At 39.7% G+C, this 26,552-nt stretch carries 19 protein-coding genes and 1 pseudogene; 16 read left to right on the plus strand and 4 right to left on the minus strand.

The features are described from left to right. Window positions 1-270 precede the first annotated feature (270 nt). From SD427_RS08520 to SD427_RS08575, 12 genes and pseudogenes are all read left to right on the plus strand, one after another. A complete protein-coding gene (locus tag SD427_RS08520; RefSeq protein WP_320560850.1) occupies window positions 271-1,725 on the plus strand; it encodes a DKNYY domain-containing protein in 1,455 nt (484 codons plus the stop codon). 226 nt (window positions 1,726-1,951) lie between these two features. Next, a complete protein-coding gene (locus SD427_RS08525) occupies window positions 1,952-2,515 on the plus strand; it encodes an NADPH-dependent FMN reductase (RefSeq protein WP_320560851.1) in 564 nt (187 codons plus the stop codon). 318 nt (window positions 2,516-2,833) lie between these two features. Next, the gene (locus SD427_RS08530; RefSeq protein ID WP_320560852.1) at window positions 2,834-5,650 is read left to right on the plus strand and encodes a type I restriction-modification enzyme R subunit C-terminal domain-containing protein; all 2,817 of its coding nucleotides are present in this window, start codon (window positions 2,834-2,836) and stop codon (window positions 5,648-5,650) included. Continuing rightward, on the plus strand, window positions 5,650-6,945 hold the full coding sequence (locus SD427_RS08535; protein WP_320560853.1) for a restriction endonuclease subunit S: 1,296 nt from the start codon (window positions 5,650-5,652) through the stop codon (window positions 6,943-6,945). Before SD427_RS08530 ends, SD427_RS08535 begins: the two co-directional genes overlap by 1 nt. An 89-nt stretch (window positions 6,946-7,034) precedes the next feature. Continuing rightward, window positions 7,035-10,406 carry an SMEK domain-containing protein gene (locus SD427_RS08540; protein WP_320560854.1) on the plus strand — a complete coding sequence of 1,124 codons (3,372 nt, stop codon included), beginning with the start codon at window positions 7,035-7,037 and terminating at the stop codon, window positions 10,404-10,406. Window positions 10,407-10,455: 49 nt separating this feature from the next. After that, window positions 10,456-11,937: pseudogene (locus SD427_RS08545) on the plus strand (N-6 DNA methylase). A 10-nt stretch (window positions 11,938-11,947) separates the two neighbouring features. Beyond that, window positions 11,948-12,898 carry a toll/interleukin-1 receptor domain-containing protein gene (locus SD427_RS08550; RefSeq protein WP_320560855.1) on the plus strand — a complete coding sequence of 317 codons (951 nt, stop codon included), beginning with the start codon at window positions 11,948-11,950 and terminating at the stop codon, window positions 12,896-12,898. A gap of 155 nt (window positions 12,899-13,053) precedes the next feature. Beyond that, window positions 13,054-14,664 carry an AAA family ATPase gene (locus SD427_RS08555; protein ID WP_320560856.1) on the plus strand — a complete coding sequence of 537 codons (1,611 nt, stop codon included), beginning with the start codon at window positions 13,054-13,056 and terminating at the stop codon, window positions 14,662-14,664. After that, the gene (locus SD427_RS08560) at window positions 14,654-16,036 is read left to right on the plus strand and encodes a 5-methylcytosine restriction system specificity protein McrC (RefSeq protein WP_320560857.1); all 1,383 of its coding nucleotides are present in this window, start codon (window positions 14,654-14,656) and stop codon (window positions 16,034-16,036) included. Before SD427_RS08555 ends, SD427_RS08560 begins: the two co-directional genes overlap by 11 nt. Before the next feature lie 24 nt (window positions 16,037-16,060). Next, on the plus strand, window positions 16,061-16,195 hold the full coding sequence (locus SD427_RS08565; RefSeq protein ID WP_320560858.1) for a hypothetical protein: 135 nt from the start codon (window positions 16,061-16,063) through the stop codon (window positions 16,193-16,195). An 18-nt stretch (window positions 16,196-16,213) separates the two neighbouring features. Continuing rightward, window positions 16,214-16,360 (plus strand): hypothetical protein, encoded by a 147-nt coding sequence (locus SD427_RS08570; RefSeq protein ID WP_320560859.1) that lies wholly within the window; start codon window positions 16,214-16,216, stop codon window positions 16,358-16,360. 113 nt (window positions 16,361-16,473) lie between these two features. After that, window positions 16,474-16,749 carry a DUF1294 domain-containing protein gene (locus SD427_RS08575; protein WP_320560860.1) on the plus strand — a complete coding sequence of 92 codons (276 nt, stop codon included), beginning with the start codon at window positions 16,474-16,476 and terminating at the stop codon, window positions 16,747-16,749. Between the two features lie 9 nt (window positions 16,750-16,758). On the opposite strand, the gene SD427_RS08580 is transcribed toward SD427_RS08575, so the two are convergent. Next, window positions 16,759-17,151 (minus strand): helix-turn-helix transcriptional regulator, encoded by a 393-nt coding sequence (locus tag SD427_RS08580; protein WP_320560861.1) that lies wholly within the window; start codon window positions 17,149-17,151, stop codon window positions 16,759-16,761. A gap of 1,040 nt (window positions 17,152-18,191) precedes the next feature. After that, the gene (locus SD427_RS08585) at window positions 18,192-18,548 is read right to left on the minus strand and encodes a hypothetical protein (protein WP_320560862.1); all 357 of its coding nucleotides are present in this window, start codon (window positions 18,546-18,548) and stop codon (window positions 18,192-18,194) included. A gap of 121 nt (window positions 18,549-18,669) precedes the next feature. Here SD427_RS08585 and SD427_RS08590 point away from each other — a divergent pair, with 121 nt between their 5' ends. Both SD427_RS08590 and typA read left to right on the plus strand, forming a co-directional pair. Further along, window positions 18,670-18,876, plus strand: a complete 207-nt coding sequence (locus SD427_RS08590) for a DUF1294 domain-containing protein (protein WP_320560863.1) — start codon at window positions 18,670-18,672, stop codon at window positions 18,874-18,876. A 280-nt stretch (window positions 18,877-19,156) separates the two neighbouring features. Continuing rightward, window positions 19,157-20,965 (plus strand): translational GTPase TypA, encoded by a 1,809-nt coding sequence (typA, locus tag SD427_RS08595; RefSeq protein ID WP_320560864.1) that lies wholly within the window; start codon window positions 19,157-19,159, stop codon window positions 20,963-20,965. A gap of 273 nt (window positions 20,966-21,238) precedes the next feature. On the opposite strand, the gene SD427_RS08600 is transcribed toward typA, so the two are convergent. Together SD427_RS08600 and SD427_RS08605 are read right to left on the minus strand one after the other, a co-directional pair. After that, window positions 21,239-21,796 carry a hypothetical protein gene (locus tag SD427_RS08600; RefSeq protein WP_320560865.1) on the minus strand — a complete coding sequence of 186 codons (558 nt, stop codon included), beginning with the start codon at window positions 21,794-21,796 and terminating at the stop codon, window positions 21,239-21,241. A 7-nt stretch (window positions 21,797-21,803) separates the two neighbouring features. Beyond that, on the minus strand, window positions 21,804-23,300 hold the full coding sequence (locus SD427_RS08605) for an L-type lectin-domain containing protein (protein ID WP_320560866.1): 1,497 nt from the start codon (window positions 23,298-23,300) through the stop codon (window positions 21,804-21,806). Window positions 23,301-23,592: 292 nt separating this feature from the next. Here SD427_RS08605 and SD427_RS08610 point away from each other — a divergent pair, with 292 nt between their 5' ends. Both SD427_RS08610 and SD427_RS08615 read left to right on the plus strand, forming a co-directional pair. Next, window positions 23,593-24,705 carry a M23 family metallopeptidase gene (locus tag SD427_RS08610; RefSeq protein ID WP_320560867.1) on the plus strand — a complete coding sequence of 371 codons (1,113 nt, stop codon included), beginning with the start codon at window positions 23,593-23,595 and terminating at the stop codon, window positions 24,703-24,705. A 119-nt stretch (window positions 24,706-24,824) separates the two neighbouring features. Continuing rightward, window positions 24,825-26,417, plus strand: a complete 1,593-nt coding sequence (locus SD427_RS08615; RefSeq protein WP_320560868.1) for a glycoside hydrolase family 10 protein — start codon at window positions 24,825-24,827, stop codon at window positions 26,415-26,417. Window positions 26,418-26,552 lie beyond the last annotated feature (135 nt).

A 26,552-nucleotide genomic window follows, 5' to 3' on the forward strand; every position in this document is an offset into this window, starting at 1 on the left:
TTATATTAATTATCAACAATTAATTTAATTTTTTGAAATGATTTATTGTTTTTTTGGTTTTAACAGGGCGGGGATTTTTTATGACAGGCCTCCGGCTGCAGTGCATTGTTGATGTAGGTGAAGGGCTTTCAGTGTTAGCTGCCATTGTTAATTATCCTTGGTGAAGAATGACAGAACCTGATGGTGGTGGTGATGCCTGAAGCTTTTGAAGACAAAGGCGGCCATGCCGTTATTTTTACCTATTTTTAAATGCACTTAAAACCATATGTTATGCTGCCCAAATACCGTTACCTGTTCTTTGCTGCTGCAGCCATTCTGGTCCTATCTGCGGGAACACTGCTCTTTACTTTGCTGTCCGGCAGTGACCCGGCTCCTGATTTTGAAGAGAAGAAAAAAGACCTGAACGGCATATTCTCCACCTATAACGGGAAAGTGTATGCCCTGGTGCCGAGCAACGGTTATTATGAGGTCAGCGGTGCCCGTCCGGAAACGTTCAGAATCCTGTCCGGTGAATACCGGGATTCCCATATCGGTTATGACGGCCGGTATGTCTATGCCGGAAACCTCATCCTGAAAGACTTACGGCCGGACCGGACTATTGCGATCGGGAATAATTATTATACCGACGGCACCACCACCTGGTACTGCAGCGGTATTTCGGAAACCGACGAATCGTTGGGTGCTCTTGCTTACACCATACAGTTTACCGGTTACCGGTGGGGCCTGAATGCGAAGCCGCAGAGCTACCGGTATCCCTCAGTGGAGCTTCCCAAAGGCGGAAAGTATCAGCCCAGGCTGGGCCAGGACATCGCAGTCAGCAGCCGGCAGGCATTCTATAAAGGACTGCCGATGCCTGAAGCAGATCCCGGGCAGTTGAGGCCCCTGATGATTCAGTACCGGGAGAGAGGCGAACGCCCCGGCGTTGATTATTTCACCGACGGAAAGCGGGTGTACTACCACCATCAGCTTCTGTCGCTGGCTTACAGTCCGGATCTTTATGAATTGGGGATTGAAGGGGACCTGCCCTCAAGAAATACCTATCTGTTGGATCACCGGAGCGGAAGGGTATATGTGGACGACCAGCCATTTGATCCGTCGAAAGCCCCTTACCGTTTGTTGGGCAGGTCGCTGATCCATTCCGCTCACGTTTTGTTCACGGCGAAGGACGGTCTGTATTTCTACAATGCAGAAAATAAAGAAACGGAACGGGCCGGCGACCATCCTTTCGGGCAGCAGCCGGTAGAAGAGATGGCACCGGACGTATTCAGGAGCGGGGACAAGATCTATTACCTCTCGGTATCAGAAAGCTGGGGCCGGAAAACGGGGCTCCAGAACCGCAGGACCCATCTTCAGGAACTTGATGGTGTCAGGGCTTCGGAACTGCGTAAGTTCCCTGGCGGAAATCCCGCTTACGGAAGTGTATGGCAGTCGGGCCACCGGTATTTTTATTTTGATGCGCTTGGAAGCTCGCAGCTGATGCAGTCAGCACTTTATGAAATCAAGGATGCCTCCGTTGCCCGGCAGTTGACCGCTGCAGCTGACCTGCGGAGCGATGACCTCCGTGACCTCATGGATTCCGGGGCACTGAAAGAGGCGGGGAGCACCACCGTGGTTACGGCCACCACCGATTACCGGAAATTCGGGAACCTGGCGTACTGGATCATCGGCGGCATCGTGCTGATTCTCCTCCTCAGTTTAACCATGAAAAATAAGAAAAAGGCCTGATCCAGTAGAGCCGAATCCCGGAAGCCTGTGAGAAAGGGCATAAAAGACATCTATTCCGGGGCTTGCGCTGCCCCTAAACCTGAAATCTGATTCCGGCAATACCTCTGCGGCAGGATACTTGTATTGGATGTGTGGTATCAGGATAAAGTCGGGAAAAGGGGCATCCCTTTCGGGCACTTTAGGCTGATCCTTAACCCACGACACCATTAATTTAAATTATATCCATATGGAAAAAATTATCGGCATTCTCGCAGGGAGCCTGCGCAAAGAATCATTCTCAAAGAAAATAGCCCAGGCCATCGTACCGCTGGCCCCGGAAGGCTACCGTTTTGAAATTATTTCCCTGGACGGGCTGGAAGTCTATAACCAGGATTTCGACGACCACAATGAAGTTCCGGAATCTTACAAAGTTTTCCGGGAAACCATGCACCAGGTGGACGGCGTTATGTTCATCACGCCCGAATACAACCGTTCCGTGCCCGGTGTCCTGAAAAACGCCCTCGATATCGGTTCCCGGCCTGCCGGCAAAAGCGTTTGGGACCAAAAGCCTGCCGCCGTCTTCAGCAATTCCCCCGGCAACATTGCCGCCTTCGGGGCCAACCACCACCTGCGGCAGAGCCTCGTCTTTCTGAACATGCCGGTCATGCAGCAGCCGGAAGTCTACCTCGCAAAAGCCAACGAGCTATTCGATGACAGCGGGCCCCTGAAAGAAGGGGAAACCAAAAAGTTTATCGAAGAAGCGGTGGAGGCTTATATCAAGTGGTTTGATAGGAATGCGGTAAGTAAGTAAGGTATTTTTGTAAGCACACAAATTTTATAATAGTCCGGTAGTTTACCGGGCTGTTTTTTTTTGAAATAAGCGTATCGTATCGTCGTGCTGTGATCATTTATTTACGGATTCCCGTAATGGTGAGAATTGATTTTTTATTTATATTTGGGAAAACTTTAACCAATGAAAAATTTCTTTTTCTGTAAAAAGATTATATAATGCTCTCCTGAAAATTAAAATTTTCTTTATAATATCATCTATATAGTAATTTCATTTATAAAGTCTAATTTAAATAGGAAAATATTTTTTATTTATATTTGAAAAATAAAACTAAAAACGTTGACTCAACCTAATCAAAACCCAGAACAAAAAGCCCGCGACCAAATTGATGCCATGCTAAAAGAAGCTGGCTGGCACATACAATCAAAGAATGATATCGATTTTAGTGTAGGATTGGGTGTTGCCATTCGTGAATATCAAACCAGTGTTGGCCCGGCCGATTATGTGCTTTTTGTTGATCGAAAACCTTTGGGATTGATAGAAGCCAAAAAGGAAGATGAAGGTCATCGGCTTACTGTTGTTGAGGAACAGTCAAAAGAATATACAACTGCAGCACTTAAGTTTTTCAAGAATACAGAAGGTTTAAAATATATCTATGAAAGTACGGGCGTTGTTACCCGCTTTACTGATTATACTGACCCAAAACCTCGGGGCAGAAATGTTTTCAGTTTTCATAAGCCGCAGACTTTGCTGGAGTGGTCGAAAAGAGAAAAAAGTTTAAGAGGAAGGTTTGCTAATTATCCGGTGTTGGATGAGACAAATTTGCGTCCTGCACAGATTATTGCCATTAATAATTTAGAAAAATCATTTAAAGGAAACCGACCAAAAGCCTTGATTCAAATGGCGACGGGTGCCGGAAAAACCTTTACTGCCGCCACTTTTATTTACCGCTTACTGAAATTTGCAAAGGCTAAACGCATTCTGTTTTTAGTCGATACCAAAAACTTAGGCGAACAAGCCGAGCAGGAGTTTAGGGCATATCAACCGCAGGATGATAACCGCAAGTTTACGGAGCTATACAATGTGCAACGATTGACTTCCAGTTATATCGCTAAGGAAAGTCAGGTTTGTATTTCTACCATTCAGCGGATGTATTCTATTTTGCAGGGCGAAGAAATGGACGAGGATGAAGATTTAGTCAATCCCAATGAAAATTCAGGCTGGATAGAAAAACAACTGGCAAAAAAAGATGCCATTCCGGTTGCTTATAATCAAAAAGTTCCCATCGAGCAATTTGATTTTATTATTATTGATGAATGCCACCGTTCTATTTATAACCTTTGGAAACAGGTGCTGGATTATTACGATGCATTTCTGGTGGGCTTAACCGCTACGCCTTATAAAAGAACCTTTGGTTTTTTTAATGAAAATGTGGTAAGCCAATATACTTACGAAGAATCTGTCATTGATGGTGTGAACGTTCCTTACGATGTTTATTTAATCGAAACCGATATTTCTACAAGAGGTGCCTTGATAGAAAAAGGATGGTTTGTAGACAGAAGAGATAAATTATCAAGAGCCAAGCGCTGGCAACAGGAAGATGAAGACACCGCTTATTTGCGCAATGATTTAGATAAAAAAGTGGTCAACATCAGCCAAATCAGAACGATTATTACGGCTTATAAAGACGCGTTGAGAAAAGATATTTTTCCCAATCGTTTTGATGAAAATGGTGAATATGAAGTACCTAAAACTTTGGTCTTTGCCAAAACCGACAGTCACGCCGATGATATCATCAATATTATAAGAGAAGTGTTTGATGAAGGCAATGATTTCTGTAAAAAGGTAACCTATAAAATAGAAGAAGACCCAAAATCGGTGCTGAACCGTTTTAGAAACGACTATTATCCGCGTATTGCCGTTACGGTAGATATGATTGCTACCGGAACCGATGTAAAACCTTTGGAGGTATTGCTGTTTATGCGGGATGTGAGAAGCATCAATTATTTTGAACAAATGAAAGGGCGTGGTACCCGTACCATTTCTGCCGATAAATTAAAACTGGTGACCAAAACTGCCGATGCTAAAACACACTTCGTGATTGTAGATGCAGTAGGTGCCACAAAATCTAAAAAGACCGACAGCCGTCCACTGGAACGTGCGCCAACCATTCCGTTAAAAGATTTGTTGCAAGCTGTGACGATGGGTGTGCAGGAAGAGGATGTGTATCTTTCGTTGGCTAACCGATTAATTCGTTTGGAAAAACAACTTACCGATGCCGAAAAAGAAAAAATACAGGAACTCGCAAAAGGCAAAAGCTTAAAGCAGATGACCCGCGAACTGATTGAGGCTTTTGATGCCGATGTTATTGCCGATAAAGCAAAAGCCATCATTGCACAAATACCTGTTGATGAACGTACGCCTGCAAAAGAAGCAGAAGCCAGAGCCGAAGCGCAGGAAGCTTTGTTGAGAACTGCGTCACTAACCTTTAACGGCAAACTTAACGACCACATCGATAATGTGCGCAAACAGCACGACCAGATTATTGACCATATTAATCTGGATGAAGTGACCAAAGCAGAATGGGACACTGAATCGGTAGACAAAGCTAAAGCCTTGATTAACGATTTCAACGAATACCTGAAAGCCAATAAAGACGAGATACAGGCGCTGAGTATTTTTTATGACCAGCCTTACAACCGCCGCAACATTACTTTTAAAATGATAAAAGAGGTAATGGACAAACTGAAACTGGAAAAACCGCTGTTGGCTCCGGCTCACGTTTGGACTGCCTATGCGGGGATAGAAGAAGTGAAAAGCGACTGCCCGAAAGATGAACTCACAGCATTGGTTTCTTTGATTAGAAAAGTGTGTGGCATAGATGAAGAGCTGAAACCTTTTGATAAAACCATTGACGAAAATTTTAAGCGTTGGATTTTTGCCCAAAATGCCGGACAGCACAACCGCTTTAGCACCGAGCAAATGGAATGGCTGCGAATGATTAAAGACCATATTGTAAGTTCGTACCATATTGAACTGGATGATTTAGATTATAACCCCTTTGACAGCAAAGGCGGAAGAGGAAAGATGTACCAATTGTTTGGTAACGAAATGGATAGTATTATTAACGAATTAAATGAAGCATTAGCTGCATAATGAGAGAAGATTGGATAGAATGCAAATTTGGAGATATCATAACTTTTAAAAATGGATACGCATTTAAAAGTACAGGGTATTTAAAAAGTGGAATTCCAGTTATAAGAATTGGAGATATTAAAGAGAATGAAGTTCTTATTGAAAATGCAATTTGTGTCGATGAAAATAAAGATTTAAAAGAATATGAAATAGTAAAGGATGATATATTAATTGCCATGTCAGGAGCAACAACTGGTAAGTTTGGTCGCTATAATCTAAATGACAAAGCATACTTAAATCAACGAGTAGGCAATATAAAACCCATATCGGATAAATATATTTACAAATCATTTTTATATTATTTATTAAGTCAGCTTAAGAGAGAAATAGAAAAGAGTGCTTATGGTAGAGCACAACCCAATATTTCTTCAAAGAAAATTGAAGAACTAACTATTGCTTTTGCGCCCCTTCCCGAACAACGAGCCATTGTTAAAAAATTAGAAAGTTTATTTAGCAGTTTAGATACGGGTGTTACCGATTTAAAAAAAGCACAACAGCAATTAAAAATTTACAGGCAAGCGGTTTTGAAAAAGGCTTTTGAGGGGGAGAAAAGAGAACAGAAATTAATTAATATTTCTGACGCACTTGGTGGATTTGCTTTTAAAAGCCCGGATTTTTTAGAAAAAGGAATTTATCAAGTTATTAGGATTGGAAATATTAGACCTGATTTAATTAGGTTAGATTCTAATCCTATTTTTGTTAATGAACTAAATGATAAGACAAGAAAATATCTTTTAAAAGATAATGACATTGTTATATCACTTACTGGAACAAGAAATAAAAGAGATTATGGCTTCTCAGCTTTAGTTAAGAATGAAAACCTTTTACTGAATCAGCGCTTGGCTGCGATAAGGTTTAATCAAGATTGCAATCCAAAGTACTATTTGCATTACTTTTCTACTGATTATTTTAAAGATGATTTCTTCTCGGCAGAAACTGGAAATACTGGGCAAGGAAATGTTGGAATGAATGCTATCAAAGAAACTTTAGTACCATTCCCTTCGCTTTTAGTTCAAAACGAAATTGTCAAACAAATAGAATCCCGTTTATCCGTCTGTGATTCCATAGAACAAAACATCAAAGAAAGTTTATTAAAAGCTGAAGCCTTGCGCCAAAGCATTCTTAAAAAAGCATTTGAAGGTAATTTGTTAACCGCACAGGAATTGGAAGAATGTAAAATGGCAAATGATTATGAACCTGCGAGTGTGTTGTTGGAAAGGATAAAAAAAACCAAGAACAGTAGTTTTTTAGTTTGATTGTTAATTTTTTTATTAGTTAATTATCAATCAAGTGATTAGAATAATTTTACAACTTATGAATCTACACCAAAATAATAGCACATCTTATGAATAGACTAATAATTCAAGAACAACTTTCTACATCATTAGCCGTTTTCGGTAGCAAACTAAGTATCTTAAGTTCAAATAATGAATTTTCTTGGAATATATTAGCAGAAAGCATATTTATTCCATTTTTGAATGTTGTATTAGATTGCAATTTAAAAAATGAAAATATAGAACAATTTACTAATGTTCCATCTATTGATTTGGCGGACAGAAAAAAAAGAATATGTGTTCAAATTACATCAACCGGAAGCTTTTCTAAAGTTAAAACTACATTAGAAAAGTTTTTTAACAATTCTTTAGAGAATGATTTTGAAAAACTATACATTTTAGTTTTAAAAGAGAAAAAAGGTTTTGAGATAAACGAAAGTCAAAATGAACAATTAAATGATATTATTCAAGATCGAATTGAGTTTAATAGTAACGTAAACATTTTAGATTTTGGGAAGTTGTATGTGTTAAGTCAGAGAATTGAAATTGACGTCTTAATAGAATTAAATCAAAAAATTGAGAAAGAGTTGGGTGATTTAAGTTCACAGCTCATCAAAAATAGTCCTGTAGTCACATTATTATTTGATGACGAGATTGTTGAAACTGCTTATAAAATTGTAAAAGGTTTATTAGAGCGTGATATGCGAATAAGATATTTTTCTGAAAAATTAGAAAAAGAAATTGAAAAACGTGGTTTAAAATCCGATTACTGTCAGCGTTTATATGATGTTTCTAAAGATAGTATCGCAACATTAATTCTATCAACAGCAAATTTTATAAAGAGGATAGACAAAAATCAAATATCTTCTTTTGAAAACGAAACTCTTAAGAATCAACATTTAAAGCATATATTGGTGAAATTTGATTATCATTCATTTAGTACCTATGATTGGATATCGCCTATTGTTCGTAAGGGAACATATCAAGATCTTAATTTTATAATTAATTTTGCTAGTAATGAACTTCATAAAGTAAATCAAGTAATCGAAATTCAAGATTATTCTGATTTTGAGACAATAATAAAATTATACGATAGTAGAGCAAGTTTTGCAGAGGCAATTAGCGCTAAAAATTCCAAAAAGAAAATTGGATATAAACTTTTGCCTGCTACGGATAATGTTATGGGGGTTACGACATACTACTTATTTATACCTAAAGGAAGTTCTATTACACCCACTGCAGAACAGTTCTTTGCTGACAATCCCATGTTAAAATCTAAAAAAGATAACATTCTACTTTTTCTGCCGAAGGAGAGAAATCAAATTCGATTAGACGAAAGATTAAATAATGCAAAAAAAGTCTTTAAACCGAAAAGAGCATTTTACATTGATGAATTCATTAGTGAACATTGTGCAAGGGGACTGATGGATCAAGACTTAAGTAAAAAATTCAATTCGACAAAGAATTTCATTCAACCAGAATTAAAAGCTATAGAAGGAGAATTATCGGATTTTGATCAGATTGAAAACTGGATAATGTCTGATTTCGATCCTATTTTGGTAATCACTGGAGGCGGAGGCATAGGAAAAACTACATTGGCAAGAGAGATTGCTGATAGATATTATGAAATAAACACGAATGCTAAGATAATTTTTATAGAAGCTTCAAATCCTCAAGTTATAAATAAGTTAACTGGATTGTCACAACGCAAAAATCTAGATTTATATGATTTTTATGATGCTATGGATACAAGTTCCAAGATAAGTAGAGATTTATTTAGAGTGACAATTGATAACGGAAATCTGCTTTTAATTATTGATGGTTTAGATGAAGTATTTTCTAGAATACCTGACTTTGATGTGGAATATTTTATTAAAAGCGTCAGCAATGATTTTGTAAAACAGATAGGTGTTGGCAAAGTTTTATTGACTTGTCGAACATATTTTTGGAAGGAGCAGATTTCTAAAGAAAATAGCATAAATCATTTTGAAATCGAACCATTCAATATTGAGCATGCAACTTCTTTCTACGAAAAGAAATTCACTGATGAAAAGCAAGTGAAGAAGGCTCTAAAATTATTAGCAGATCTAAATATTGAAAGAGAAGGAAATAAAAAATTTTTACCATTTGTAGTTGATATTGTTGGCGAAATAATAGAGTCTGACAACGAAATTTTAGAGATTCAAGACGATGAAAATTTAAGTTACTTAAATACTAAGAAACAAAATGATTTTATTGTTTATAGAATATTAAAAAGAGAAAAGATTAAGATTGGAATTGACATTGATAGCCAAATACAATACTTAATACATCTAGCTGTTAATTATGGGGGTGTAATAAAAACAGAGGATATAAAAAAACTATATAACTCAAACTCAAAATTCAATATTGATGACGCGAAACTTGAATCATTAAAATCTCACCCTTTGATTAACGTTAATAATAATCAGATAGGTTTTAAATATGATTTTTTTGAATTATTTTTTAAAACAATCTATCTCTCTCAATTTATCTCAATAGAAAATACTGAAGGAATTAATAGACATGTAGTTGAAATATTATTGCAAGAGGGTAAATTTGGATCGAGTTTATTTTATGAAGTTGCAAAACGAAAGGAAAATAATTGGAATGAAAATGATATATTAAAGATTTCAGATCTAATAGAATCAGTAAATAATTTTGACTTTTCAGTTTATAGGGATGAGGTACAGGTGAAACACCAAATTAAATCATCTTTTTTTGCGTTATCACTCGTCAATAATCAACTAAATTTCAATAATCAAACAGTAACAAATACTAATCTGCTTAAATTGATGTTTGGAACTAATACAACTATTAAAGGCTTATCACTGGTTAATTTTGGTATTCTTGATGGAAATATTAAGTTTGATTTTTCTGATTTACAGTTCGAAGATGCATATTTTGACTCCTATGACTCATTCTGGGAATGTAAATTCAATGAGAAAACAGTTTTTATTGATTCAACATTCTTAAACATGGCTGAGTATTCTAGGTCAAGTTCCAGAGGAATATCACATCAGATTTTCATAAATCCAAGACATGATTTGACCTTTGATAATTATTTTCAAGATCAAGATCAGGATGATGCATCTCTGAGAAAAAAGATTGTACATTCATTATCTAAATATTTCAAAATATTTTATGGAAATGGCGTATTGCATGACAAAGGCAATAAATCTGTTATTAATATACATTATCATTCTAAATATAGTAAAAATCTGCCATTAAATATTATTGAGAAAGTCCTAATCGAATCAGGATTTTTAACAATTGTGTTTGAAAGAACCAAAAAAGAAGATGTTTCTTCTATTGACCAAGAATTTACAGAGGATGTTGTTAAATTTCTCCATGAAGGTGTTGAATCCTTAAAGATGAAGAGAGTGATAGACTTAATGTGCTTATCCAACGCTAAAAAAAATTAAAATGACAGAAGCAGCAATAGTATCAAAAATATGGAATCTGGCTAATGTAATGCGCCACGATGGAGTTGGGTATGGAGATTATTTGGAACAAATCACCTATCTGCTATTTCTTAAAATGGTGGATGAATTAAATAAACCACCTTACAACAGGAACCTAAAATTACCACGACTGAAAGATGTAGAAGGTAAAGAAGTGGAAGGCGCAGAGGTTTGCTCGTGGGAGAATTTAGTGTCAAAAAACGGTGCAGAACTGGAGTCTTTTTATATTCAGGCATTGCGTTCACTTGGAACGGAAAAAGGAATGTTAGGACAAATCTATGTAAAGAGTCAAAACAAAATACAGGACCCTTCTAATCTGCAACGCATCATCACGATGATAGGCAAAGAAGAGTGGAGTTTGATGGGCGCTGACGTAAAAGGTACTATTTATGAAGGTTTGCTGGAAAAGAATGCAGAAGATACAAAATCGGGAGCAGGACAGTATTTTACGCCAAGAGCATTAATCAGAACAATGGTAGCCTGTGTACAGCCTAAACCAATGAAAACCGTGATAGACCCGGCTTGCGGTTCAGGCGGTTTCTTTTTGGCAGCTTACGATTGGTTAACTGAAAACAATAAATTAGACAAAGACGAAAAATTGTTCTTAAAGAACAGTACTTTTCACGGCAATGAAATTGTAGCAAGTACACGCAGAATGTGTCTGATGAATTTGTATCTTCACGGTATCGGGGAGATAGATGCAGAGCCATTGGTCAAATCTAACGATGCACTGATTGCAGCCTAAAGTCAGACTTACGATTATATTTTAGTCAATCCACCATTCGGTAAAAAAAGCGGAATGACCGTTACCAATGAAGATGGGGATATTGAAAAAGAAGATATTAGCTACAACCGTCAGGATTTTTGGGAAACCACGAGCAATAAGCAGTTGAACTTTTTGCAGCACATCAAATCCTTGATGAAGATTGATGGGGAAGCCGCAGTTGTTTTACCTGACAATGTTTTGTTTGAAGGCGGAGCCGGAGAAGAAATCAGAAAGCAACTTTTAAAAACAACAGAATTGCATACGATTCTACGCTTGCCGACAGGTATTTTCTACGCCAATGGTGTAAAAGCAAATATTTTATTCTTCAATAACAAACCCGCCAATAAAGAGGCGTGGACCAAAGAAGTTTGGTTTTATGATTACAGAACCAACGTTCATCACACCCTAAAGAAAAAGCCGTTGGCAGAATCTGATTTATCAGATTTTGTAGAATGTTACAATTCATCCAACATCCACAAGCGAAAAGAAACCTGGAGTGAAGAAAACCCCGATGGTCGCTGGAGAAAATACAGCTACGATGAAATCATTGCCAGAGATAAAACAAGTTTGGATATCTTTTGGGTAAAAGACAAAAGCTTAACCGATTTGGATAATCTGCCTGATCCTGATGTTTTGGCACTGGAGATTATTGATAATATCGAGGCAGGGTTGGCGAGTTTCAGAGAGATTGTGAGTGAGCTGGAGAAGGGTGAAGAAATAAAATAAATAAACAAAAATGAAAGCATTTATATCTTACAGTCATAAAGACGAATCTTATTTGGAACGTCTTAAAGTGCATTTGACCCAAATGAACAGAGATGGACTGATCAGCGAATGGAACGATAAGGAAATACATGCCGGCAGCAGCCTGGATGATAGCATCAGTGATGCGCTTACTTCTTCCGAGCTGTTCCTTGCATTGGTAAGCCCGGATTATATAGCGTCAAACTATTGTTATGAAAAAGAATTTAGAACAGCTTTACAAATGCACGAAGAAAAAAAGCTGATTGTTGTCCCCATTATTGTAGAACCCTGCGATTGGCAGAACGCACCATTTGGTAAAATAAAATCTTTGCCTAAGGACGGTAAAGCGGTAGCAGAATGGACAAATGCCAATAATGCTTTTTTAAATATCATACAAGAGTTAAGACGATTATTAAATTCGTCGAAAGCATCAGTTCCCGTTCAAAATATCCAAGCTGTCGGAACAACTGAAAAGGTAGTAAGGGACTATAAAGTTAAAAGGACATTTAGCGAAGTTGATAAATACAGTTTCAGAGAAGCCAGCTATAAAGAAATAAAAAACTATTTCAATTCTTCTATTTTAGAATTGGATTCCCTGGAAAATCTGCAGGCTCTTTTTACCAATGACGGAAAAGGTTTTTTTACTTGCCTGATCTCAAACAGGGCAAATAACCAAGACCGATATTTAACAGTACAGATAGGAGGTGAGGGACAAAGACATTATGGTGATTTAAGCTATTCATTTTCCGATCAGATCAGTACCAATTCAATACAGATGGATAAGGTGTATAGAATTGACTATGATGATTATCATCAGTTTTGGACTAAAAACTCTCCGATGTTTGGTTATTCAGGTGATTTAGACAAGCAATTAACGGCTCATCAGGTTGCGGAAGAAATCTGGAACGAATTCATATCGCAAGTAGGGGTTTCGATAGGATAAATGAAATTTAAATAATTACCTATTTAATTAAATTATACAATTTGGGTGAAAGTTTAAAATTCTATGGATAAACATATAAAATTATTACAGTAATACTGATGATACGTCGAGTTCTTTACTGGAGTAATTAGGATAAACAATAAAAACTAATAATTATGAATTACTGGAAATTAGGTTGCAGATGGGGAGCCAAGCGTTTAGGCTTCCCACTATTCCTGGATATTTTACAAAAACACAAGATGGTCATTAGCTGGGAAGATAGAGATTATGGAATAAATAATCCTATTTTATTAACAGATGGACATACCTCTCTTGCATTTGCTATTACTAAGTCTGCGGCTAAAACTTTAAATGAATTCCCCCATATTATAGAAGATTTAGAAGAAAAGAAAATCTCTATGGATTATGGTCTTAGAATTTATGACGCAGATATTAAACTTATTCCTGAACATTTACAATTTCAATACAGTTTAGTGCAGGGAATTTGTGAAATACAGCAGCAGGATGCTATTAATAAATTTAAAAAAGTCATAAGTCAGAGTACAAAGTTGGAAAATTTTGTGCAGGAAGTAAATTTACTTAATTATAAAAAGCAAATTATCTTACAAGGTCCTCCAGGAACCGGAAAAACCCGTGAAGCTAAAGAATTAGCACGCCAAATGTTGGGTTTGAACAATATATCAGATTTAGAAAATAATGACCAATTTAAGCTGATTCAGTTTCATCCTAGTTATACGTATGAAGATTTTGTAAGAGGAATTGTCGCTAAACCGGATGATGAAGGAACTGGATTAATCTATGATGCAGAAAATCGAATATTTGCAAAGTTGGCTAAGGAAGCTTCAATAAATTTTTATAATAGTTCAGGCAACGAAACAAATAAAGTTTCAGACGTTTGGATTGAGCAAAATTTTGAAGATTTTAAAAATGACATAGAAGGAAACCTTAATGAAGAAGGCTTTGCTTTATCTGATAAAATTAATATTTTTAAAGTAAGAGGAAAGGACTTTTTATATGGTAGAGATTGGAAAACTCCTGGACATTTGAAATTTGAAGAGTTTAGAAAACTTATTAAAGCCGTCCTTAATCAAGAAATTACCTTACAATCTCCAAAACTGGACAAAGAGAAGTTTGTACACTCACATTACAGATTCACTTACTATAATTCTCTTTTACAAAAATTCTTTGAGAAACATCCATATAATACAGAAAGTCAAAATGTAGATCCTAAAAATTATGTTTTGGTAGTCGACGAAATCAATCGTGCTAATCTTTCTTCAGTTTTAGGAGAATTAATTTATGCTTTGGAATATCGAGGTGAGGAAGTAGAATCTATGTACGAAGTTGGCGGATCACAAAAACTAATCCTTCCTCCAAATCTTTATGTTATAGGAACAATGAACACAGCAGATAGAAGTGTAGGTCATATTGACTATGCGATCAGAAGAAGATTTGCGTTTGTAGACGTTCTACCTAAGAATTTAAAAAAAGAAGATGGGCTGGAAAATTTTGATGAGACATTATTTACACAAGTTAAAAGTTTGTTCACAAAAGATGAGTACCAAACAAATTCAGATTATCTTGCTGATGAATTTAAACCGGCTCAAGTAGCGCTTGGACATTCTTATTTTATTGATAAAACAGAAGATGGAGGTTCAATGGATATCCGCTTAGAATTTGAAATAAAACCCATCCTCAGGGAATATGTAAAAGATGGAATTTTAAAACCGAGTACTTTAGAAATAATTGAAAATCTTGGAAAATAAAATACTGCTTCTTAAAGAGCACAATCATTTTTATTATAGCGGATGTTGTCAGGAATATCTAAAGGAAGTTTATGATTGGAAAGATCATTTCGCTACTCCCAAATCATTTCTTTTCAGGAATAATGAAAATGCCGTATGTTTTAAAGTTTCAGCAGATGTAAAAGAAAATCAGATTGACTTCTTACAATTTGAAACATCTTATTACATTGGCTTGCAATATATTCCTGAGTGGAATATGCCTTTATTGGTAGAGCCGAAGATGAATAATGATAATCATCAGCTGAATTTTATCAAGATGTTGACCGAAGCATTGCAGGAACCAGAGAACTTTAATCACCTGGACGGATTGATGGAAGTGGATTTCAATTCTGAATGGATTGAAGTGCCGTCAAAACACAGGGTTGAACTGACTCCTTTTCTGATTATTCAGTTTTTGATGGCAGTCAAACAGATTGTTATAAAGGGCTTAAAGAAATCATATTACCAAAAGACTGAGAATCTCAGAAGCAGAGTAAAAGGTAAGATATTGGTCGGTCAGCAATTAAAACAGAATGTTTTTAAACATCGACTTACTCATACCGTATGTTCTTTTCAGGAATTTGGTTTTGATACGGAAGAAAATCGGTTTCTCAAATATGTTTTGCAGATTATTTACTCGTATGCTGGAAGCTTAGAACCTGTTCTCAAAGTTCAGGTATTAGAATTGGTACATTATAATTTTGCTGCTTTTCAACAGGTGAACAGTAAGAAATTTACATCTTATGACAAAATAGAAAGTAATCCCTTTTATAAGGTTTACAACAATGCATTCGGCTTGGGAAATCAAATTTTGAAAATGATAAGCCATAGCTATGGAAGTATAAGTAGTGATAACAAGAAACATCCGCCGCACTGGATCGATATGAGTAAATTATTTGAACTATATGTTTTTAAAAAACTCAGAGAAATATTTACCGGCGCCAATGAGGTGAAATATCATGAAAAGAAGCATTATCAGGAATTGGACTTTATCATCAATGAAAATAAAGAGAATGGAATAAAAGCGGTAGTGGATGCCAAATACAAACCCCGTTATAAAAATGGGAGTCCTGCCAAAGAAGATGTAAGGCAATTGTCTGGATATTCCAGATTGAATAGTGTTTATGAAGAATTAGGAATTAATGATGATCAGGTTATTCCAGTGTATATTATTTATCCGAAAGGCTTAGGAGAAATATCAGATAATCAGAAAAAGCAAAGTGAGGATATTGAAATTGATTCTAATAATCTGATCAAAACCATTTTACAATCATCTGTTCAAGAAGTGAAAGCTTACAGGAAAATGTATATGCAGGAAATTCCGTTGGAAACTTTGCCATTGAAAGAACAGTAAAAAATCATTTTAGTCCAATCAATTATGCCCCACCACCACAACATCGCCCTCCTCGAAGACAACTCCAAGCATCTGGAAAAGCTGGAAGCTTATCTCAGCAAGATTCCCAATGCCAGGATTGTGCTCAGGATCCTCCAAAAACTAAAAAATAATTATTAATCTTTTAATCTAAGAATTATGGCAAAGAAAACAATTAAACCACAGGATAACGAAGCAAATATGTCTAATCCAAACAAAGGAACACCAGAAACTAATAGGCAGTATGATCAAAACCAAGGGAATCGTGGGAAACAATTAGACGCTAATAATAAGAGTAAATCTTAGCACCTATGCAATAACCTGAGAACGCTCGCAGGTTGTTTTTATGTTAAACAAATTTGTATTTATGAGAGGCTCAATACTTTCAATTACCTATCTTGCAGCTTCAACCGCATCCCATGGCCTTAAAATACTACCTCATCATCATAACCCTCTTTACATTCCTGTCATTCGGATGGGATAAGCGGCTGGCAAAAAACGGACAGCGCAGACTGTCCGAAAGTATTTTGCTGATCCTCACATTTTTGGGAGGTACCTTTGGAGCATTGCTCGGGATGACTTTTTTCAGACACAAATACGCCAAAAAAACATTTATCCTCAAATGGGTATTGGTGGTTGCAGTACAGTTGGGTCTTATTTTTATTTTGAAAGAACATCTGACGGATCAGCGATAAGTAATTTTTTTATTTATCCTGAATAAGTTTTTCCAGCTTTTCGATCATTTCTTTTTGCTGTTGAAGCATGCGCTCATATAACTCTACCATTTTATCAACGGGATTAAATGTACACTGGATGTTTTCAGCGGTTGCATGTGCTATTGATCCATCATGAAATGTATTCGAAATAATATTAATTGCCTGCTCCTCATCAAAATTCTGAAAAGCCTTTACAGGAATTTTTAAAACCTCCGATATTTTTTGCAGCAGGGACTCATCCACCACTTCTTTTTGTTCCAGTATAGAGATTTTCTTCTGGTTCCAGTCTTCGCCCAGGTCAAAGGCCAAAGCTTCCTGCTTGATGCCCAGCATTTCCCTGAAGCGTTTAACGTTGCGTCCCTGATGTATTTTCTGTTCCATGTGTTTTTATTTTTATCAGCGTAAATATACGGCGGTTCCGGTAAAATCCGTAAGGTAAAATAAAAAATTATTCCGGTAAAAATCCTGATTTCCCTGACTATAATATCCGTTTCGGGAATAGCATACCTGCCTGAAATTTACTAGTCACCGGTTCTCGATACAAATTTCTACTCGAATTGGCGGACAATGATAGTGCACTGTTTTGAAGCAAAAAGGTTTTTACACCGTCACTTCGAGTAAGGGAGCAAAGCGCAGTGTATCGAGAAGTAGTTGATTAAAGACAACTTTTAGTTGACAGTTCACCGATTCTCGATACAAAATTATTTTTCAGATAATTTTTACTCGAACTGACGGATAATGATAGTACACTGTTTTTAAAGCAAAAAGGTTTTTAATACCGTCACTTCGAGTAACGCAGCGAAGCGGAGTGTACCGAGAAGTTGTTAATTAAAGACAACTTTTAGTTGACAGTTCACCGGTTCTCAATACAAAATTATTTTTCAATAATTTCTACTCGAACTGACGTCTGCGGTTTATCAATCGACGTGATTGTTTATTTTAGGTTTAACGACCATTAAACTTTCAGCGTCAAGCAAATTGAAAAGAAGAGGGCCGCTAAAAAAAGTTTTATGTCCGAAGCGCGGCGGTAATAGTGATCAACAGACCTATATTAAATCCGCACAAACCTAACAAAGTGGTTCGACGACCAATGGGAGTCAATTTTTAAACTTTTTCAGCGTAGGCTCAATTTGTAGCGTAAAAAGTTTTGGGGTCTTGATCTTTTGGTTCTTTTGTTTCAAGACAAAAGAATATGTGAATTAATAGCACCAACTTCTCGATACAATTTTTCTTCGAAAAATCACTCGAAGAGACGGCAGCAGCCCATCAATCAACGGAATTAGCTTATCTGGAAGTATCTGATTGACATTTTTGCGGTTGGTCGTTCACCGGTTCTCAATATAAATTTCTTCAGAATTTCTACTCGAACTGACGCAATAAACAAGTTGAGCACGCAAGACCTTCATTTCAGCAGAAGACCATTAATTCAAAATCCCGGAAACCGGGATCCGTACCGCATACTCGCTCCCCAGGTACCGCGGATCACCATGCTTCTCAGACCAGAACCCGTCCAGGACATCGGAACCGATGCAGCGGTACACAACAGTCCCTTTGTAGCGGTGGTGATCCTCGCCTTCGTAGCTGAAATTAATGACTAAAATCCCGTCTTTGTAAAACCCGGTGCCATGCTGCTCATGGTCGCCGATCAGCCATTCGGCAATGATGCGGTGGTTTTCGTCAAGGGATAACGTGAGGATCCCCTGATAAGAGGAGGATCCCGGTGCCTCCTGGTTGCTGCTCCGGACAGTGTAGCTGCCCTCCAAATCCTGTACGGTCATGTGCTCTGTTTTTGTATTTTGTTCTGCAAATTTAAGAGAGTTTTCCGGGATAAACCCGTTTTTTCATCAACGGCAAAGCGGAGGTAAGATAGTTTACTGTTGTTTTTTTAGATTTGTCCTCATGCTGTATGCCGTATCCATCATCAATACAGTCACTTTTGCCCTCTTCGGCATTGACAAACGGAAGGCCGTGAAGCACCGTAAGCGGATACTGGAAACTTACCTGCTCATGCTTACTTTCCTGGGCGGAACTGCAGGGGCCACTATAAGGATGTTTGCATTCAGGCATAAAATTTCAAAGCAATCGTTTTTATTGAAACAAGTTTAATTATCATTATTCAGGGCATAATGCTTTATTTTTTGAACTGGTATTTTTAAGAATTATTATAATCTGATGACGCTTAACCGCTGATGCCTGCGGCGTTTTTGTTTAAATATTGATTTTCCGGCTCTGATTTTTTCCTTTAAATCATATACTCATTGCCCAGCATAGAGATGGCTGAAAAGTACGGTGTTTTAATTTCCTCATTATGAATTTGTTAATAAATAAAACTTCATGATGAGTTTTTAATTAAAAATCACTATTTTTGCACCCGTAAAAATCTTTTATGCAAAACATTAGAAATATTGCGATTATCGCACACGTTGACCACGGGAAGACGACTTTGGTTGACAAAATCATCCACGCTACCAATATTTTCAGGGAAAATCAGGAGAGCGGGGAATTAATTATGGATAACAATGATCTTGAAAGAGAAAGAGGGATCACGATCTTATCCAAAAATATTTCTGTTACTTATAAAGGCACGAAAATTAACGTAATCGATACACCCGGTCACGCCGATTTCGGTGGTGAGGTAGAAAGGGTATTGAAAATGGCAGACGGGGTTATTTTGTTGGTGGATGCCTTTGAAGGACCAATGCCGCAGACAAGATTCGTGCTTCAGAAAGCACTGGAATTAGGATTAAGACCGTTAGTGGTAATCAATAAAGTAGACAAGCCGAACTGCCGTCCGGACGAAGTTCACGATCAGGTATTCGACCTGTTCTTCAACCTTGAGGCTACCGAAGAGCAATTGGATTTCCCTACGTTCTACGGTTCTTCAAAACAGGGCTGGTTCAATACTTCCCTGGAGCAGACCGAAGATATTTTCCCGTTACTTGACGGTATCTTACAGTATGTTCCTGCGCCTAAAGTAGCGGAAGGGCCGCTTCAGATGCAGATTGTTTCCCTTGATTTCTCTTCTTTCTTAGGAAGAATTGCAATCGGGAAAGTAATCAGAGGGGAGATTAAAGAATCCCAGTGGATCGGACTGGCACAGGCAGACGGGAAAATCGTAAAAGGAAAAGTAAAGGAATTGTACGTTTTCGAAGGATTAGGAAAGAAAAAAGTAGCCGAAGTAAAAGCCGGGGATATCTGTGCCGTAGTCGGTTTTGACGCGTTCCAGATCGGTGATTCATTCGTAGACCTTGAAAACCCTGAGCCATTGCCGAGAACAGCGATTGACGAGCCTACGCTGAATATGACATTCTCTATCAACAACTCGCCTTTCTTCGGAAAAGACGGTAAATATGTAACGTCCAATCACCTGAAAGAAAGACTGACGAAAGAACTGGAGAAAAACCTGGCATTGAGGGTTCAGCAGACCGATGATGCCAATACGTTCCTGGTTTTCGGTAGAGGGATCCTTCACTTATCCGTTTTAATTGAAACAATGAGAAGAGAAGGATATGAAATGACCATCGGTCAGCCGCAGGTAATCCTGAGAGAAGATGAAAACGGACAAAAACTGGAGCCTTACGAATCTTTGGTGGTGGACGTTCCTGAAGAATTTGCTTCAAGGGTAATCGACCTGGCTACCCAGAGAAAAGGGGACCTTCACATCATGGAAACCAAAGGGGAGATGCAGCATATGGAATTTGAAATTCCATCAAGAGGTCTGATCGGATTACGTTCCCAGATGCTTACGGCTACTGCCGGTGAAGCCATCATGGCGCACCGTTTCACGGAATACAAGCCTTTCAAAGGAGCCATTCCGGGAAGAAGCAACGGGGTACTGATCAGCAAGACCCAAGGGCCTGCTACGGAATATTCCATTGCCAAGCTTCAGGATAGAGGTAAGTTTTATGTTGATCCGGGTGAGGAAATCTACGCAGGGATGATCATCGGGGAACAGAACAAGCCTGGTGACCTGGTGGTAAACATCGTGGAAGCAAAACAGCTGAACAACATGAGGGCTTCCGGAAAAGATAAGGATACCGGTGTGGCGCCTAAAATTTTATTCTCACTTGAAGAATGTATGGAATACATCCAGGGCGATGAAGCCATCGAGGTAACCCCGAACTTCATCCGTATGAGAAAGAAAGTGCTTTCTGAAGAAGAAAGAAAAAGAACGGAAAGATCTGCGAAAGCATAATCAACCGGTCAAAAATTAAAACATACGGTTCTCTGCAGCATTTATGCTGATGAAGGCCGGTGACCATATTAACCTTCCGGCACAGGGCCGGAAGGTTTTTTATGGATATATTGTAAATCAAACTGATTGTATTCTGGAACATAATCAGCCATCCTTCTTAAATAAAGCACCTGGTTTAAATCCAGGATTGCCTGAAGTCTGGACAGCATTACAAAAAAGCAGGAACCGTTTGGGTTCCTGCTTTTTTGTATATTTATTTTTAGTGTATCTGTACTATTTGCTCCAGAATGTCCATTCCCTGCCATTGTATACCGCAAGCTGGTTATTGGAAGTAACGTACACAACCATACCTGCGCTTGGATTGACAATATCGCGATAAGAGTTGACCCTGGGCAGTATCATCGCTTTATTCGTGTCAGCCAGTACAAGGATGCCGTTGGTGGTATCGGCAGGCGTTCCGCCGATCCGCGTACCGGCCGTGCTGATTTCCGGATCCGCGTCGGGTACATTAAGTACAGCTGGGATTCCGGCTCCGTTGGATAGGTCAATCCAGCCGGATATGGCGGTTGCATCCGCCGCTGTCCCGATGCCGTATTTCAGTTTCTGGTCTGAGCTGTCAAAGATCATGGTCCCGGGTACGGAGGCCGAGAGCGTTGTGGTATTGGTTACCCATGGCAATATCATTCCCTTGGTGCCGCCTGTGGCATTTCCGAACTCTATTGATACAAATTCATTGGCAGGAGAAGCGGACGGACTGGTTTTACCCACCGTAATCTGTCCGGAAAGCAGTGCCGCCGCACATGCTGCTGTTGCAGTTATAATTTTTTTCATAATGGATTTATTGGTTAAAGTCGTCACAGGTTTGGTTTGTATAACAATTCCATGAAGAACCGTCGTAAAGTTTAAGGCAGTTCAGCGTGGTATCAAACACCATCATCCCGGCTACAGGCACTGCAATGGCAGAAATCTGTGCAGTGGTCAGCCTGTTGATAACCAAACCTTTGGTCTTGGCATCCAGTGCAGCATAAGCCCCGTTCATTTTCATCGGCCAGTTGCCGTTAGCGGTTCCCGCTCTTCCCAATGATGTGATGCCGAAAGTGGTGGGTGCTGCAGTTCCAATGGTAACAGCAGGGCGGAAGCAACGGCTGCATTCAGGATCTCCCTGCGCGATCAGCTTGCTGGTTCCGATATCCTGGCCCACCGTCATGGTAGGAGAACTCATCACACCCGCTGAATTACTGGGGTTGGAAGTTGCATTGTAATTGTTCCCGGCACCGTTGACCAATTGCGGGATCCCGTTGGCGTTTGTCGAAGTACTGATTACCTGTGAAGGCGTTCCCGGAGTGGAACCGTCAAAAGTCACCTTGATCTGTCCTCGGTAAGCATAATTGGGATCTGTGGTGGGAAGGGTAAGCGGGTGTACCTGGTTATAACGGACACCGGCACTGCCTTCCAGCGCATCCGGGCAGCCGTCTTTGTCAGAATCCGTATCCAGGCGGTCTACCACTCCGTCGTCATCCGTATCCAGGTCTACCGGAAGCTGGGAACATACATTGGTAAACCTGATGCTCTGTTCATTGACGGCTCCTCCTGTTGATGCCGTATAGCCGAAGTAGACTTTGCTTACCCCTCCGAAATAACTCGTTATCGGGTTAGCGGCAGGAAATGTATAAGATCCCGCGAGAACTCCGCTGACCGTATAGGAAAGTGTTTTTGAAGGAAAATCCCAGGTTACCACAACCGTATGCCAGACACCATCCTCAATATTGCCCAGGTCCACCGCGGTGGTCAGCATTCCGTTGACCTGGTCGGCCGAAGTCCAGATCTGCCCGTGATCATTGGGGATGTCACCAAGCACCGGCCCGTTGTCATAAGTGTCGATTTCAAGCACGATTCCGTTGGCGATTCCCTGGGCGCCGATTCCCTGGCCTGCGCCTCCCGATGCATCAACACCGTCAGGAGAGTTCTGGAATACGGTAGCCAGCCCGTCGGCCCCGTTGTCGTCCGTTCCAAGATAAGCATCATATGTCAGGACAAAACTCCTGGCGAAATTTACTTTTCCGTAGGTCCATGCCTGGCCGGACTGGTAATTGGTGGCAGCGGTGATACGGATCTCCTCATTATTGATCTGGACTGCGCTTCCGTCCAGTTTGAAGATGTCGGAGATTTCAGCATTCAGCCCCCGTTCAACACAATCCGGAATGCCGTCATTGTCGTCATCAAGATCTATGGAATTCGGGATTCCGTCCCCGTCAGAATCCAGGGTTTGTGCATGCAGTGAACAGCCTGAGATAATTAACAGGATAACACATAAAGATTTAAATTTTTTTGTCATATAAAGTGATTTGGTTAAATTTTTTTTACATTTTGCAAAAATATCAATTAAATTGTAAAATATACATACCCAATCATTGAAAAAATAGATTTACCTACTTGGGCATTAAATATTTATTGCTTAATTTCAATGCAGGCCGAACCCAGCTTAAAATGTAATCCGTATCAATGATACTGTCATGTATTTAGAAAGACCGGCAGACACAAGATTCCTGATTTAAAATGTACTTGAGAAAAAACAGAGAAGTAAGTATCCACTGCAACTGCGGCTGAATTTTTGTATAAAACCAACCATGAGCCGGCTAAAACATTTATTTTTTCTTACAGCAATGGCAGGGATTATTGTTTCCTGTGACGGACTGAAAATGACCAAAAATATTTTCGAAACCTCTGAGCGTGCCAAATACGAGCGGAGCTTTTCAGGAGCCGACAGCCTGATGGCCCAATGGAAATCCGGCTTTACGGCAGCTGCATCCAGCAAACTCAAAATAACGGACGGCACCTCGCTGACCATAGCTCCACCAGGCAACGAAGTTCTACATGCGGCAGGCTACTCCCTGGAACTGAAAAAAGGTGACCTTCTGGTGATTGAAGCCGTAACCGCAACTCCGGAATCAAAGATCTTTACCGATATCCTGGAAGAAAATACCGATACAGACAAGCCGGAAAGCGGTCTGCTTAAAAATAACCGTTTTACCAGATTTACTGAAAACAGCGGCTGGCATAAAATCATCATCCAGCCTGAAATAGGGTACCGCGGAACCCTGGAGCTGAAGATCTATACACAGCCGTCCCTTGCTTTCCCTGTAGCCGGAAAAGCCAACCGTGATGTACAGAGCTTCTGGGGCGCGAGCCGTGACGGCGGAGGCAGGAGCCATGAAGGGGTGGATATTTTTGCATCCCTCGGAACACCGGTAGTTGCCGTAACCGACGGGTTTGTGACCCGGACCGGAAACCAGGGCCTTGGAGGAAAGCAGGTCTGGCTGCGGGATGGTGTATTGGGGAATTCCTATTATTATGCCCATCTCGACAGTGTAATGACAACGGATGGCAAACAGGTAAAAACCGGCGATACTCTCGGCAGGGTAGGGAATACAGGAAATGCCGCAGGCGGGCCGACCCATCTGCATTTCGGGATTTATACAGCAGGCGGAGCCGTAGACCCTTATCCTTATATCCGCAAACGGGAGGCTCCTGCATTTAAAAACGGTTCAAAAAACATTTCAGGACAATCTATTAAATCCGGGACCACGCTCCGTACGGGCCCGGGTTCCCAATATGATGCGGTGATAAAAGCAGAGCGTAAGACATCCGTAAAAGTACTCGCCGCCATCGGGTCATGGTGCCACGTCAGGATCCCGGATGGTACGGAAGGTTTTGTTTCTGCTGAAAGGATACAGCAGTAAAGAAAATTTCTGTCAGATTCATTGTTTCTGTCTGTCAATTTTCTTGTTTTATTTCTTCTTGTTTGAAATTAAAAACCCTCTTCCTGTTCAAATAAAAAGAATAATATTATTTTTGTGCCATGAACATCCGGAATATCAAGCAAACTTTCTTTTTTCTTTCCGCAGTGACAATGGCTTCCTGCGCTTCACAAAAAGCCAATACCACCGTAAGGAAACCGGTTAGGGAATCTAAACCTGCCGCTCCTGTAAAACCTGTAACAGCAACTGCTGGAGTAACTATACCTGCAGAAGAGGTTTTCCGAACCAGCCTTCCTGAAATTAAAAGGGAATTCCGAGGTGCCTGGATTGCCAGTGTAGCGAACATCAACTGGCCGTCAAGAAATAACCTGACTGTTGACCAGCAAAAAGCAGAAGCCATTAAAATGCTGGATCTCCTTGAAGAGAACAATTTCAATGCTGTCATTTTTCAGGCCAGGCCTTCTGCAGATGCCCTGTACACCAGCAGTATAGAACCCTGGTCATACTTCCTGACCGGACAGACTGGCAGGGCGCCGTATCCGAATTATGACCCTCTCCAGTTCTGGATTGAAGAAGCCCATAAAAGAGGAATGGAGCTTCACGTATGGCTGAATCCTTACCGCGCCCATCACAGCAACGGCGGTTCCGTCAATAGCCTGTCCATGGTCAATAAGCTTTCCGATATTGTGATCAGGCTGAGAAACGGGATGTACTGGTTTGATCCTGCCAACCCAAAAACCCAGGGCCATGTCTCGAATGTGGTAAAGGATATTGTAAAAAGGTATGATATCGATGCCGTACATTTCGATGATTATTTTTATCCGTATGCTACCTATAACAACGGTACCGACTTCCCGGATTCTGCCAGCTGGAATGAATATGTGCGGAACGGCGGTACTTTAATCAGAGCCGACTGGAGAAGGGATAACGTAAATAAATTTGTGGAAAGGATTTATAAGGAGATCCATGCAGAAAAAAACTATGTGAGATTCGGGATCAGTCCGTTCGGGATCTGGAAGCCCGGATATCCGCAGGGCGTGGTGGGATCTTCGCAGTATGACGAACTGTATGCCGATGCCAAATTATGGCTGAACAAAGGCTGGGTAGACTATTTTTCGCCGCAGCTGTACTGGCCGGTGGAATCCAAAGGACAGCCTTTTGAACCTTTGCTGAGCTGGTGGAAATCTGAGAATATATTGAACCGCCACCTCTGGCCGGGATTAAATACAGTAGAGGTAAAAGCTTCTGACCGTCCCACAGAAATTAAGAACCAGATTGAAATCTCCAGGCAGGTACTGGGCAATGATGCCGGGGAAATCCACTGGAGCATAGCAGGACTTACAAAAAATGCAAATATGCTTCCTGCCCTGAAAAACGGGCCCTATAAGGAAAAAGCCCTGGTGCCCAAGACGCCGTGGCTGAAAACGGTTCCGATCCAGGCACCCACCTTATTTATCAATGATAACGGCAGTTCCGCACAGGTAAGCTGGAGCACTAAAAATATCAGCCAGGTCTTCCAGTGGGTCCTGTTTACCCAGTACAGCGGAGTATGGGAAACGGAAATCCTGACACTGGAACAGCTCTCCAAAGAAATCCCCAAATCTAAAGACGGCAAAATCCTTAATGCCGTAGCGATCAAAGCCATCGACCGCCTGGGCAATGAAAGCGACTATACGGCGAAGAAAGTAAAATAGCTTATTCAAAGAACAGTAAATAGGTAAAAATTCCCTTCCTTACATTGACATACCAAAATAAACCGGCCCATGTGAAAATGAGCCGGTTTTATTTTAGAATAACTATAAATTATATGTGTAATATCCATCATTTCA

It is taken from the genome of Chryseobacterium sp. JJR-5R (assembly GCF_034047335.1).
Lineage (GTDB): Bacteria > Bacteroidota > Bacteroidia > Flavobacteriales > Weeksellaceae > Chryseobacterium.